At 67.8% G+C, this 12,704-nt stretch carries 14 protein-coding genes and 1 tRNA gene; 6 read left to right on the top strand and 9 right to left on the bottom strand.

Annotated features, from left to right (window positions below):
- Positions 1 to 69: 69 nt before the first annotated feature.
- The gene (locus ACLBX9_RS28915) at positions 70 to 402 is read left to right on the top strand and encodes a WYL domain-containing protein (RefSeq protein WP_447721324.1); all 333 of its coding nucleotides are present in this window, start codon (positions 70 to 72) and stop codon (positions 400 to 402) included.
- A 29-nt stretch (positions 403 to 431) separates the two neighbouring features.
- Here the strand turns inward: ACLBX9_RS28915 and ACLBX9_RS28910 are convergent, their stop codons facing one another.
- A complete protein-coding gene (locus ACLBX9_RS28910; protein WP_010684306.1) occupies positions 432 to 860 on the bottom strand; it encodes a cupin domain-containing protein in 429 nt (142 codons plus the stop codon).
- An 86-nt stretch (positions 861 to 946) separates the two neighbouring features.
- Between ACLBX9_RS28910 and ACLBX9_RS28905 the strand changes: the two genes are divergently transcribed.
- Positions 947 to 1,570 carry a ribonuclease D gene (locus ACLBX9_RS28905; RefSeq protein ID WP_447721323.1) on the top strand — a complete coding sequence of 208 codons (624 nt, stop codon included), beginning with the start codon at positions 947 to 949 and terminating at the stop codon, positions 1,568 to 1,570.
- Between the two features lie 163 nt (positions 1,571 to 1,733).
- On the opposite strand, the gene ACLBX9_RS28900 is transcribed toward ACLBX9_RS28905, so the two are convergent.
- From ACLBX9_RS28900 to glnA, 5 genes are all read right to left on the bottom strand, one after another.
- Positions 1,734 to 2,372: a VOC family protein gene (locus ACLBX9_RS28900; RefSeq protein ID WP_447721322.1), complete on the bottom strand. Its 639-nt coding sequence runs from the start codon at positions 2,370 to 2,372 to the stop codon at positions 1,734 to 1,736.
- A gap of 40 nt (positions 2,373 to 2,412) precedes the next feature.
- On the bottom strand, positions 2,413 to 2,751 hold the full coding sequence (locus tag ACLBX9_RS28895) for a hypothetical protein (protein WP_447721321.1): 339 nt from the start codon (positions 2,749 to 2,751) through the stop codon (positions 2,413 to 2,415).
- Between the two features lie 13 nt (positions 2,752 to 2,764).
- Positions 2,765 to 3,043, bottom strand: coding sequence for a hypothetical protein (locus ACLBX9_RS28890; protein WP_447721320.1), 279 nt, complete (start codon positions 3,041 to 3,043; stop codon positions 2,765 to 2,767).
- Position 3,044: 1 nt separating this feature from the next.
- Entirely contained in the window at positions 3,045 to 3,689 is a 645-nt protein-coding gene (locus ACLBX9_RS28885) for an RNase A-like domain-containing protein (RefSeq protein ID WP_447721319.1), read from the bottom strand.
- Positions 3,690 to 3,856: 167 nt separating this feature from the next.
- A complete protein-coding gene (gene glnA, locus ACLBX9_RS28880; RefSeq protein WP_010684313.1) occupies positions 3,857 to 5,266 on the bottom strand; it encodes a type I glutamate--ammonia ligase in 1,410 nt (469 codons plus the stop codon).
- Between the two features lie 334 nt (positions 5,267 to 5,600).
- Here glnA and ACLBX9_RS28875 point away from each other — a divergent pair, with 334 nt between their 5' ends.
- Positions 5,601 to 6,635, top strand: a complete 1,035-nt coding sequence (locus tag ACLBX9_RS28875) for a glutamine synthetase beta-grasp domain-containing protein (RefSeq protein WP_447721318.1) — start codon at positions 5,601 to 5,603, stop codon at positions 6,633 to 6,635.
- Positions 6,636 to 6,941: 306 nt separating this feature from the next.
- Here the strand turns inward: ACLBX9_RS28875 and ACLBX9_RS28870 are convergent, their stop codons facing one another.
- Both ACLBX9_RS28870 and ACLBX9_RS28865 read right to left on the bottom strand, forming a co-directional pair.
- Positions 6,942 to 7,121: a DUF2735 domain-containing protein gene (locus tag ACLBX9_RS28870; protein ID WP_010684315.1), complete on the bottom strand. Its 180-nt coding sequence runs from the start codon at positions 7,119 to 7,121 to the stop codon at positions 6,942 to 6,944.
- 172 nt (positions 7,122 to 7,293) lie between these two features.
- Complete coding sequence (locus ACLBX9_RS28865) at positions 7,294 to 7,632, bottom strand: P-II family nitrogen regulator (RefSeq protein ID WP_010684316.1); 339 nt, start codon at positions 7,630 to 7,632, stop codon at positions 7,294 to 7,296.
- Positions 7,633 to 7,827: 195 nt separating this feature from the next.
- Here ACLBX9_RS28865 and ACLBX9_RS28860 point away from each other — a divergent pair, with 195 nt between their 5' ends.
- Positions 7,828 to 9,315 (top strand): NAD(P)H-hydrate dehydratase, encoded by a 1,488-nt coding sequence (locus tag ACLBX9_RS28860; protein ID WP_447721317.1) that lies wholly within the window; start codon positions 7,828 to 7,830, stop codon positions 9,313 to 9,315.
- Between the two features lie 7 nt (positions 9,316 to 9,322).
- On the opposite strand, the gene ACLBX9_RS28855 is transcribed toward ACLBX9_RS28860, so the two are convergent.
- The gene (locus tag ACLBX9_RS28855) at positions 9,323 to 10,804 is read right to left on the bottom strand and encodes a multicopper oxidase family protein (protein ID WP_447721316.1); all 1,482 of its coding nucleotides are present in this window, start codon (positions 10,802 to 10,804) and stop codon (positions 9,323 to 9,325) included.
- A 148-nt stretch (positions 10,805 to 10,952) separates the two neighbouring features.
- Between ACLBX9_RS28855 and ACLBX9_RS28850 the strand changes: the two genes are divergently transcribed.
- Both ACLBX9_RS28850 and tig read left to right on the top strand, forming a co-directional pair.
- Positions 10,953 to 11,037, top strand: a tRNA-Leu gene (locus ACLBX9_RS28850).
- 131 nt (positions 11,038 to 11,168) lie between these two features.
- Positions 11,169 to 12,590, top strand: coding sequence for a trigger factor (gene tig, locus ACLBX9_RS28845; protein ID WP_010684319.1), 1,422 nt, complete (start codon positions 11,169 to 11,171; stop codon positions 12,588 to 12,590).
- Positions 12,591 to 12,704: the final 114 nt, after the last annotated feature.

Here is a 12,704-nt window from a genome sequence, read left to right as displayed (position 1 = left end):
TGAGCATTTCGTAGAGCGGCGATCCTGCCGGGCGACCGCGAAGACCACCTGTTCCACGCTGTATCGAAGGTGTACCGCCCCGACGCGCGCTACACGCCCCCGCCGAGCCTCGGAGCGATCCGGCGGGCGTGCTGGCGGGAGGAAGCCTTCACCATCGACTATACGGACGAACACGGGTCAGTCACGCAGCGGTCGATCCCGCCGCAGGCGATCATCTACACGGAGGGGCGCCTGGTCGTCCTGGCGTGGTGCCGCCTGCGCGCGGCGTCCCGGATGTTTCGGAGATTGATCGCATCGTCGAAGCGCGTCGCCAGAGCGGCAGCTTCCGGCCGGGACGGGCCTCCCTATTGCGGGCCTATCTGGAAGCCTTGGAGATCGCGGATGCGGCTTGAGAGAGCGTGAGCCCGTCGTGAGACGGACCCAATCAGACCTTAACCCCGCGGCGTCGGCCGCCAGTCCGGCGGCGCCATCTCGAAACCTGAGAAGTCGAAGCCCGGCGAGACCGTGCAGCCGACGAGCGTCCAGGCCCCGAGGCTGGTGGCGGTCTGCCAATGGCCGGCCGGAACCACGCATTGCGGGCGCTGGCCGGCGGTGAGGTCAGGACCGAGATGCCGCGCTTCGGCGTCGTGCCCGTTCGGGCTCGTGGTGATCACCAGCGGCGCGCCCGCATGCCAGTGCCAGATCTCGGTGGCGTCGACCCGGTGCCAGGCGGAGACCTCGCCGAGATCCAGCAGGAAGTAGATCGCCGTGCCGACCGAGCGGCCTTCGACGGTGCGCGGATCGCGGAACGTCTCGCGGTAGTGGCCCCCCTCCGGGTGCGGCTTCAATCCCAGGGTTGCGATCACCTCGGCCGCAGTCATGTACGCCTCCCTGCCGCGGACCGTCCGCGGCTTGCCGCCACTTGGCACCGATGCTACCGGCCGAAAACCCTCAAGGTCCTCACATCATGCCGAGCCCGATTGTACGCCTCCACCGCGGCGACCTGCCCGCCGACTACGACGCCGGCCGGGCGGTGGCCATCGACACCGAGACCCTGGGGCTGAACCCGCACCGCGACCGGCTCTGCGTGGTGCAGATCTCCACCGGCGATGGGACCGCCGACGTGGTGCAGATCCCGCAGGCCGGCCCCGAGCCGGCCGTGCTCAAGCGCGTCCTGGCCGATCCCGGAATCCTGAAGATCTTCCACTTCGCCCGCTTCGACGTGGCGGTGCTGTTCAAGGCGTTCGGGGTGATGCCGCAGCCGGTCTACTGCACCAAGATCGCCTCGAAGCTCGCCCGCACCTATACCGACCGGCACGGGCTCAAGGACGTGGTCCGCGAACTCGTCGGCGTCGATTTGTCCAAGCAGCAGCAATCCTCCGACTGGGGCGCCGAGAGCCTGTCGCAGGCGCAGCTCGACTACGCGGCCTCCGACGTGCTCCACCTCCACGCCGCCCGCGAGCGGCTCGACGCCATGCTGGCGCGCGAGGGTCGCACCGACCTCGCCGCTTCCTGCTTCGCCTTCCTGCCGACCCGCGCCCGCCTCGACCTCGACGGCTGGCCCGAGACCGACATCTTCGCGCACACATGACCGTTTCGGCGGGATCCTGCGCGATTCCCGTACCGGGTGAGCCTTTCCTGTCACCGCGCCGCGAAACGCCACTGCTAGGCTGCCTGCGCCGCGGCCTCCGAGTCCCGGCCAGGCCCTCCTCGCCGGTCACCATCCCGATCAGGCCGGCGAGGAGGGTCCGTCGTCAAGTCAGCGTCCGGGTGCCGGAGGGCGTCGTGATCCGTGCGCTCCAGCGCGGGCCGGGGCCATCCACGATGGTCGGGGGATCGGCGAGGCCGAGTGCGGCGTGAAGCTGCGTCACCGCGTCCGGATCCGGATGCGTCAGGACGACGGCCTCAAGGCGGGCGCCGAGGTCCGGCATCGACGCGGCGGGGCTACCACGAGGACCCCAATCCATCACATACGGCGCGGCGCCGTCCGCCGGCCAAGCTCCGTCCGGGCGCACGCCGAAGCGCCACGCCAGGGCGCCGCGGGTCATGGTGGCGGCCTGCCCGAGCAGGTCGCCATGGGCGGCGAGCACGCCGTCGAGGTCGTCCGTGCGGGCGACGAACCCGCGCAGCCGCCGGCCCGAATCCCAGTCCGCCCGCACCTGCGCGGCGTCGCCCAGGCCGAACCAGCGGGCGCGTGCCGGGACGAGTGTCTCCGGATCGACGGCGATCACCTCCAGGAACGTGGCCGCTCCGAGGCGCAGCAGGTGGTTGCGGGTGCCCATCTCCCGATGGCGGCCGCCCTCCGGCATGGAGAGGCCGAGGCAGTCGCGGACATGCGCGACGCCCTCGGCGAGGTTCGGGGCGACGACGGCGAGGTGGTCGAGGGTGAGCATGCGCGCATACGCTGTCTTGGATGATTGAGACGCTGCCGTGTCACAGGCCCTTCCGCAGGTCGAGATGGACCTGGGTCAGGAAGCGCCTGAGATCGTCCGGGCCGCGGAAACGCCAATCCGTGCAGGCTCTGGCCCAGAGTTTCATCTGTTCGTCCGGCGTCAGGTCGCTCGCCAGGATCGAGGCGACGAAATCGCGCAGGCGACGCCGATCCTCACCCTTGAAGCTGCTGAGAATCGCGGCAGTGGCTTCCTCCAACGACCCGTACAGATAGTCGATGCTCTGATTGAACCGCTCACCGAAGCGGATGAATTCGGGTGTCGCGGGCAAACGCCCCGACTTCCGCTGCGCCCGGTTGATCAGCTTGCTCCGCCGGCTCACGAATGCTCTCGCGTCATAACCTGTCCCGCACCTTTCTGAGGAAGGTTCTGAGCGCGGCGCCATCGTGGAACACGACATCGGCAGATGACGACCACCACAGTTTTTTTAATTCTTCGTCAGAAATCTGATAGCTGGTGATCGTATCCAAATATTTCCGCAAATTTATTCGCTTTCCCTCGTCTTTCAGGGGAGACAGCACCGTATCAATCATCTCGTCTTCGCTGGATACATCGTCCAAAATATCTTGATAGAACTGCAAACTAAACTCAAGAAATTCAGTCGACAATTTCATCTCAGTCTCCCTCCGTTAAAGGATAGGCGGTTCGTATGCGGAATCCTCGCGGAGAGGTGGGGTCATGTCTTAATTCGACGCCGGCATTGCGTGTGTTGCGCATGTAGACGACGCCTTCGTCTGTGCTGTAAGCCTCCCTTCCAGTTTTATGGTCGAACGACCTAGTAATAAATTTGCGATCATCTAAGCCGGATGCGACGCGATCAACGGCCTCTTGGTTGGACGCAAGTGTCTGATTCACCAGATCATTGGCTGATTCGATAGAATCAAAGCTCCCATTTCGCCGCATTCCTCCATGGGCAATCCAAGAGCGCCACTGAGATTTCCGCACGCGTTCGAACAATTCGTCGTCGGATTTGCCAACGTGCTTCCCGAGAGTGTGTCCGCCTCGACCTTCTTCAGCTTTCAGATCGACTCTGTACTTCTGATCGTCATTGCCCACGAGGATGAAATGCGCATCATCGCCGGTTGCAACTTCTCCAATACCGCCCTCATGTGTCCACTGGCCACCGTCTGGCTGACCGGCCGGCACGCGTGGTTGGCTGGGATTGTAGGCGTGTAGTACTAGTCCGAGCCGAAGTAGCTTTACCTCTACGCGAAGGGCTACAAGCTGCCATTGCGTCCGGGCGACGAAGGTCTCTTTCAAGCACATGAATTACCCTCGCCAAAAGCGCAGGGCCTACGATAGGATAATTGTCTTGTAGATCAACAATGTTTTTGTTTTGTTCTCGAAATGGGGAAGGTGCGGGTGAGTGACACGGCCAACACCGGTCACGAGCGGGGCCGGGCATCACGCCCGGCCCCCCTCTCACCTCACAGCGAGTAGTACTGCACGAACTCGATCGGGTGCGGGGTCATCTCGTAGCGCAGCACCTCGGTCATCTTCAGCTCGATGAACGAGTCGATCTGGTCGTCCGAGAACACGCCGCCCTCCTTGAGGAAGGCCCGGTCCCTGTCGAGGCTGGTGAGGGCCTCGCGGAGCGAACCGCACACGGTCGGGATCTTCTTCAGCTCCCGCGGGGGCAGCTCGTAGAGGTCCTTGTCCATGGCCGGGCCCGGGTCGATCTTGTTGCGGATGCCGTCGAGGCCGGCCATCAGCAGCGCCGAGAAGGCGAGGTAGGGGTTCGCCATCGGGTCGGGGAAGCGGACCTCGACGCGCTTGGCCTTCGGGCTCTTGGTCCACGGGATGCGGCAGGAGGCGGAGCGATTGCGCGCCGAGTACGCGAGCAGCACCGGCGCCTCGTAGCCCGGCACCAGACGCTTGTACGAGTTGGTCGACGGGTTGGTGAAGGCGTTGAGCGCCTTGGCGTGCTTGATGATGCCGCCGATGTACCAGAGGCATTCCTGGGACAGGCCGGCATACTTGTCGCCCGCGAAGACCGGCTTGCCGTCCTTCCAGATCGACTGGTGGACGTGCATGCCGGAGCCGTTGTCGCCGTAGACGGGCTTGGGCATGAACGTCGCCGACTTGCCGTAGCTCTGCGCCACGTTGTGGATGCAGTACTTGTAGATCTGCATGTGGTCGGCGAGCAGGGTCAGCGTGTCGAACTTCATGCCGAGCTCGTGCTGGGCCGAGGCCACCTCGTGGTGGTGCTTCTCGACCTTCACGCCCATGGACTGCATGGCGGCCAGCATCTCGCCGCGCATGTCCTGGGCCGAATCCTGCGGCGGGACCGGGAAGTAGCCGCCCTTGGTCTGCACCCGGTGGCCGAGGTTGCCGCCCTCGTAATCGGTGAAGCCGTTGGTCGGCAGCTCGGTGGAATCGAGCTCGAAGCCGGTGCGGTACGGGTCGGCGCCGAACTTCACGTCGTCGAACACGAAGAACTCGGCCTCGGGGCCGACATAGATCGTGTCGCCGATGCCGGTCTGCTGTAGGTAGGCCTCAGCGCGCTTGGCGGTGCCGCGGGGGTCGCGCCCGTAGGGCTCGCCGGTGGCCGGCTCCAGCACGTCGCAGACGATCGACATCGTCGCGGCCGAGAAGAACGGATCCAGGGTGGCGGTCACCGGATCCGGCATCAGGAGCATGTCGGACTCGTTGATCGCCTTCCAGCCGGCGATCGAGGAGCCGTCGAACATGGTGCCCTCGTCGAAGATCTCCTCGTCGATGAGCGACACGTCGAACGTGACATGCTGCCACTTGCCGCGCGGGTCGGTGAACCGGAAGTCCACGTAGCGCACGTCGTTGTCCCGGATCGTCTTCAGCACCTCGGCCGCAGTGGTCATCGTGGGCATCCTCCAGGGATTTCTGAACACTCTCTCGTCGCGCGTCCGAACCGGTTCGCCGCGCCGGCAAGCGGCGCTTGATATCTGGCGCGGGCGCCCCTTGCCACCCGGCGAGCGGCGGAATCGGCCTTTCGGGTGGGCTGATCGCGCCGCCTTGCCGCGCGCTCTCGGATCCGTGATCGAGAAATCACGTGTGTAGCGCGGGCAGACCCGCGGCAAGAGCCGTCTGGCACGCTCCGTGCAAAGGCGGCATCGGCCGTCGCCGAGGCGGCAAGCCGTTCGCGTTGTCCAGGGGGTGCCCCGGTCGCGCATCGATACGGACGAGAGAACCGGAATGACCAAATACAAGCTCGAGTACATATGGCTCGACGGGTACACGCCGACCCCGAATCTCCGCGGTAAGACGCAGATCAAGGATTTCGACAGCTTCCCGACCCTCGACCAGCTCCCCATGTGGGGCTTCGACGGCTCGTCCACGAAGCAGGCCGAGGGCGGCAGCTCCGACTGCATGCTGAAGCCCGTGCGCCACTTCCCCGACCCGGCCCGTAAGAACGGCGTGCTGGTGATGTGCGAAGTGATGATGCCGGACGGCGTGACCCCGCACGAGTCCAACAAGCGCGCCACCATCCTGGACGATGCCGGCGCATGGTTCGGGTTCGAGCAGGAGTACTTCCTGTACAAGGATGGCCGCCCGCTCGGCTTCCCGGCCTCCGGCTACCCGGCGCCGCAGGGCCCGTACTACACCGGCGTCGGCTACTCGAACGTCGGCGACGTCGCCCGCAAGATCGTCGAGGAGCACCTCGACCTCTGCCTCGATGCCGGCATCAACCACGAGGGCATCAACGCCGAGGTGGCCAAGGGCCAGTGGGAATTCCAGATCTTCGGCAAGGGCTCCAAGAAGGCCGCCGACGAGATGTGGATGGCCCGCTACCTCCTGCAGCGCCTCTGCGAGAAGTACGGCATCGACGTCGAGTACCACTGCAAGCCGCTCGGCGACACCGACTGGAACGGGTCGGGCATGCATTGCAACTTCTCGACCGCGTTCATGCGCGAGCACGGCGGCAAGGCCTACTTTGAGAAGCTCATGGAGGCGTTCAAGAACGCCCGCGAGGAGCACATCGCGGTCTACGGTCCGGACAACCACATGCGCCTGACCGGCAAGCACGAGACCGCCTCGATCCACGAGTTCTCGTACGGTGTGGCCGACCGCGGCGCCTCGATCCGCGTGCCGCACTCCTTCGTCAACAACGGCTACAAGGGCTACCTGGAGGACCGCCGTCCGAACTCGCAGGGCGACCCCTACCAGATCGCCTCGCAGGTGCTGAAGACGATCGCTTCCGTGCCGACCGAGGCCGCTGCAGCCGCGTAAGACGCGAAGCTTCGACAGACGCTACGAAGCCGGGCCCTCGGGTCCGGCTTCGCCGTTTCGAGAGCGCCTTCCAAAAGGTGGCTGCCGGCAGTACGGCCCGGACGTTTGGCTGCGAGCGCCGCGCGACGTTGCCAATCACCCGACGAGCCGCACGCCTTTCCCGGACGCAGTGGACGGTGGTCCGGTACAGGACGCGCCGCGCGAGCGGCGCAGCTTGTTACGCGCAGCCGCTTTGCGACGTTTTACGATGGATCCCGGATCGCACTCCGCTGGCGCTGCATGCGCCCGGGGAAAAGGGCTTGCGGCTCAGGACCGGCGCGGGCGCTCGTCTTCGCGGATCGCAGCGTCGTGATACCACGCACCGCCGCCGAAGCTCGGCGTCGGGGCGGGCTTCGCCTCCGTAATGGTCCTGGGCGTCGCGCGGGCGCGCCGGAACGCGGACAGATCGTAGATCTTGGCCGTCTCGCGCGGGTCCGTACCGGCCATCGCACATCCTCCTGCATCAGGTCTCGGCGACCGATCGCGTCGGCCGTTCCCGATGATGTGGGGTGCGGAACGCGGCGCTCCATGGCGAAAAGCGCCGATGCCGGACATTCGTGCAGAGCGAAAACTTAGGCAGTCACCGAACCGTGCCGGCTGGCCCAAGCGCAATCGCCGGTCAGATCGCGTCCGTGCCGGTCTCGCCGGTGCGGATGCGGATCGCCTCCTCGATGGTCGACACGAAGATCTTGCCGTCGCCGATGCGGCCGGTCTGGGCCGCCTTGCGGATCGCGTCCACCGCGCCCTCGACCAGCGCGTCGGAGAGCACGATCTCCAGCTTCACCTTCGGCAGGAAGTCCACGACGTATTCGGCCCCGCGATAGAGCTCGGTATGGCCCTTCTGCCGGCCGAAACCCTTCGCCTCGATGACGGTGATGCCCTGGAGGCCGACCTCCTGGAGCGCCTCCTTCACTTCGTCGAGCTTGAAAGGCTTGATGATCGCTTCGATCTTCTTCATGCCGCTCGGGCCTGCTCTGCGGTGGCTGGCATTTCTAACATCCTCGTGACGTGTCCGCCATGCCGATTTCTCGGCGCACCGGAGCATGGTGCCTAATCAATGTGCGATTCCAGCACATCCTTAGGGCATTTCGGGTTTTTGTGGCGCGTCTTTAGCCAAGGCTTGATCGGCGCACGGGCAGGGTTGGAGGCGGACATGCGGTTGCTGACGGTCGCGGCAATGAGGCGGGTCGATGCCGCGGCGATCGATGGCGGGACCTCGGGCCTCACGCTGATGGAGGCGGCCGGCGCCGCGGTGGCGGCCCGCGCCCGTGCCCGGTTGCCGGCGGGCGGACGGATCGTGATCCTGTGTGGACCAGGGAACAACGGCGGCGACGGCTTCGTCGCCGCGCGTCTGCTGGCGGAGGGCGGTGCCACCGTCGAGCTTCTCCTCCTGGGCGACCGCGCGACGCTGAAGGGCGACGCCGCCCGCGCCGCCGAGGCCTGGCGCGGCCCGGTCGGAAGGGCGAATCCGGAGGCGCTTCCTGCCTGTGATCTTGTGGTCGACGCCCTGTTCGGCGCCGGTCTCGCCCGCGACCTCGACGGTGTCGCCCGCGCGCTGGTGGAGGCGGTGAATACCAGCGGGACGCCGGTCCTCGCTGTGGACGTGCCGAGCGGCGTCGACGGCGACACCGGGGCGGTGCGCGGCGCCGGAATCCGCGCCGTCGAGACCGTGACCTTCGTGACCCTCAAGCCCGGCCACCTGCTCGAACCCGGCCGCAGCCTCTGCGGTCAGCTGAGCGTGGCCGATATCGGCACCGGGCCAGCCGCCTTTGAGGCCGGTCTCGCTGCCTGTGTGCCAACCTACCGGAACGGTCCGGATCTCTGGGCGCGGGACTTCCCCCGCCTGACCGGCACGAGCCACAAATACACCCGCGGCCACGCTCTCGTGCTGTCGGGACCGGCCACCAAGACCGGTGCCGCCCGGCTCGCGGCCCGCGGCGCTCTTCGGGTCGGCGCCGGACTAGTGACGGTCGTCTCGCCGGTCGCCGCGCTGCCCGAGAACGCCGCGCACCTCACGGCGATCATGCTGCGTCCGTGCGAGAGCGCCGACGACCTCGACGACATGCTCACCGACGAGCGTCTGAACGTGGTCCTGGCCGGACCAGGCCTCGGCACCGGCGAGCCCACTCGGGAGCGCGTCGCGGTGGCGGCGGCGGCCGGGCGGGGGCTCGTCCTCGACGCCGACGCGCTCACGAGCTTCGCCGGGCAGGCGCCGCTGCTGGCCGCGCATCTCGCCGACGGCGGCGCGCAGGCGGTGCTGACGCCGCATGCGGGCGAGTTCGCGCGGCTGTTCGACGGCACGGAGGCGACGGTGGAGGGCGTCGACAAGGTCGTGCGGACCCGGGCGGCTGCGCGCCTGACCGGCGCAATCGTCGTCCTGAAGGGTTCCGATACCGTCATCGCAGCCCCGGACGGACGCGCCGCCATCAACGATCACGGCAGCCCCTATCTCGGCACCGCCGGCTCGGGCGACGTGCTGGGCGGCCTGATCGCCGGGTTGCTCGCGCAGGGCATGGAGCCCTTCGAAGCGGCGTCCGCCGGCGTCTGGCTCCACGGCGACGCCGGCCTGCGCCACGGCCCGGGCCTGATCGCCGAGGACATCCCCGAGCTGATGCCCGCGGTGCTGCGGGGCTTCGAGTAAGCCGCGATCAGGTGACCTCGAACGCCGTCCAGAGTCCGGTATCGAACCGCTCCAGCACCGTGGCGCTGATCAGCCAGCGGCCGGGATTGTCGGCCAGGAAGCCGATCCGGGCAGTCCGGCCCTCCAGCAGCTGGAACGTGTCGAGCCAGTAGGGTTCCCAGCCGTCGTCCAGGGGGTGGAGCAGGCGGAAGCAGTGGCCATGCAGGTGCAGGGCCTGCGGGAAGGCCGTCTCGTTCCGCAGCGCCAGGACCACGACCTGGCCGCGCTTGACCGAGAAGATCGGCTGCAGGCCGGCAACGCCGCTGGTGCCGTTCACCGACCAGACCTTCTGCGGGTCGCCCGTGTAGACGGGCTCGGGCGCCGCCCCGTCCTTGACCTTCTCCTTGGCGTCCTTCGGCACGAAGGCGCCGCCGGTGATGACCACGTCGCGGCGCAGGGCGTTCTGGAGCTTGATCTCGGCCGGGAGGCGCTTGTTCTCGCCGATCGGCCCGATCGGCGGCCGCTTCTCGGTGATCCTGGGGCCCTTCGTGGTGACGCTGGCCAGGACGAGTCCCTTGCCAATCAGCGTGTGGATCTCGCAGGTGGCGCCCTCCTGCTCGGGTAGGTCGACCAGCAGGTCGTAGCGGGTGCCGGGCGGGAAGGGCAGGGTGGCCCGCAGGGGCTCGAACGTGTCGGTCGGTTGCCCGTCGACGGCCGCCACGTAGACCTTCACGCCCTCGAACTTGATCCGCGTCGCCCGGGCGTTGCAGGCATTGCCCAGCCGCAAGCGGACCCGGGAGCCCGAGCGGGCCTCGAAGGCGCCTGGCACCGGCTTGCCGTTGACGGTCACGAGATTGCCGAGGCGCCCGTTCGCGGCGGCGAGCGCCGTCTGTCCGAACGGCATGAGGGTGCCGTCGTCCTGGATCCGCCAGTCCTGCAGGACGACGCTGACATCGGCGTCGACCGCGGGTGGGTTGGTCTCCTCGACGACCAGCATGCCCGCGAGGCCGCGGCCCGACGGCTCGCTCGCCCCACCGACGACCAGGGGCCGGATCAGGTAGGAGCCGGCATCCGGCGGCGTGAAGGCGTAGAGGAAGTCGCCGCCCGGCGGGATCGGCGCCTGGGTCACCCCGCCGACGCCGTCCATGGCGTTGACGTTCCTCACCCCGTGCCAGTGCAGCGACAGCGGCTTGTCGGTCTTGTTCTCGACCTTCAGCCGCACCGGCTGGCCGAGCTTCACCCGGACGACCGGCGGCAGGGCCTTGCCGTCGAAGCACCAGACCGTCGTCTCCGGCGCGGGTTCCGGCCTGAACCGCGTCGTGCCGGGCGCCGCCGGTAGGGTCGCCGGCGCGGCCGCGGGCTCCGGCTGGGCGGGGGAGGGCGCTCCCGGCGCCTGGGCCCGCGCGGCCTCCGGCGCGAGCCCGAAGGCCGCCGCGGCGGCGAGCAGGGTCCGGCGCGACGGCGTGCCGGCACGCGAATCGGTCGGCGGCACGATGCGGGATGGCGGCATGGGATCTCGGCTGCGGGTCGCGACAGGTCCGCTCCTTAGCGGCGCGCGGGCTCCCGCGCCACAGGGGCAAGTTTTTTGCTGCGGGCCGGCCGGCCCATGCTATAGGGCGCGCTTCCGGCGGCCGGCGATGCGCCGGATGTCGGCGCGCGCGGGCGTGGCGGAACTGGTAGACGCGCTGGATTTAGGTTCCAGTGTCGCAAGACGTGGGGGTTCGAGCCCCTCCGCCCGCACCAGGACCTCTGCTGAGGTTGCGGTCCCCTCGGGACCCTCCGCCCCGTACCCGACATCTCGGCATCCCGGACCGCGCGAGCACGACGTCGGCCCGGCCGGCGATCCCAGGTTTCTTTGAAGAGCGACGACGACGATGCAGGTGACCGAGATCAACGCCCAGGGGCTGAAGCGCGAGTTTCAGGTGCTGCTGGCCGCCCAGGAACTCGAGGAGCGCCTGACCAACGAGCTGTCCGGCATGAAGGACAAGGTGCAGCTCAAGGGCTTCCGCCCCGGCAAGGTGCCGGTCGCGCACCTGCGCAAGGTCTACGGCCGCTCCGTGATGGCCGAGGTTGTGCAGAACGCCGTCAACGAGGCCAACCGCCAGATCGTCACCGACAACGGCCTCAAGCTCGCCCTGGAGCCGCAGGTCGAGTTCCCGAGCGATCAGGCCGAGGTCGAGAAGGCGCTGGACGCCAAGGGTGACCTCGCCTTCAAGGTCGCCCTCGAGGTGATGCCGAGCTTCGAGCTCGCCGACCTCTCCGACGTCAGCCTGACCAAGCGCGTTGCCAAGCCCTCCGACGCGGAGGTGAACGAGGCCCTGGAGCGCATGGCCGGCCAGAGCCGCCCGTTCGCCGAGCGCGAGGAGGGCGCCGAGGCCCAGAGCGGCGACCGCGTCACCATCGACTTCGTCGGCCGCATTGGCGGCGAGGAGTTCCAGGGCGGCAAGGGCGAGGGCATCGATCTGGAGCTCGGCTCCGGCTCGTTCATCCCGGGCTTCGAGGAGCAGCTCGTTGGCGCCAAGGTTGGCGACAAGCGCCTCGTGAAGGTCACCTTCCCGGAGGCCTACGGGGCCGAGAACCTCGCCGGCAAGGATGCCGAGTTCGACGTGACGGTCACGAAGATCCAGGCGGCGGGCGAGGCCAAGGTCGACGACGAACTCGCGAAGTCCATGGGCATGGAGTCGCTGGAGAAGCTCCGCGAGGCCGTGTCCGAGGCGATCGGCCGGGACTTCGAGGCCGCCTCGCGCCGCCTCCTGAAGAAGGACCTGCTCGACGCGCTGGACGGCAAGTACGCCTTCGAGCTGCCCCCCTCCCTGGTGGCGCAGGAATTCGCCGCCGTGTGGGCGCAGGTCGAGCAGGATCTCAAGACCCGCGGTAAGACCTTCGAGGACGAGGACACCACCGAGGAGAAGGCCCAGGCCGAGTACCGGAAGATCGCCGAACGCCGCGTCCGCCTCGGTCTCGTGCTTGCGCAGGTCGGCGAGAGCGCCGATATCAAGGTCTCGGATGACGAGGTGAACCAGGCCCTCATCGCCCGGGTCCGGCAGTTCCCGGGCCAGGAGCAGCAGGTCTGGGACTTCTACCGGAAGAATGCGCAGGCGCTCGCGGAACTCCGCGCGCCCCTGTTCGAGGAAAAGGTGGTTGACCACGTTCTCGGGCAGGTCAAACTCGTCGAGGAGCCCGTCTCGAAAGAGGCGCTTTTCGCGGACGATGATGACGACGACACGACCGGCGGCAAGCCGGCAGACAAGGCCGAGGCCGAGGACGAGTCCAAGCCCGAGGCCAAGGCCGACTGAGTCCCGCCCTGTCCCAGGACGGCGGGCAAGGGTTAGGCGATGGTTAAGCATCGCCGGTGTTCGCTGACATGTCCGGGGTTGCCCTGATTCGCGGCAGCCCCGGGCCTCACTCTG

It is taken from the genome of Methylobacterium sp. A49B, assembly GCF_053346215.1.
This window is presented reverse-complemented; position numbering and strand designations above follow the sequence as displayed.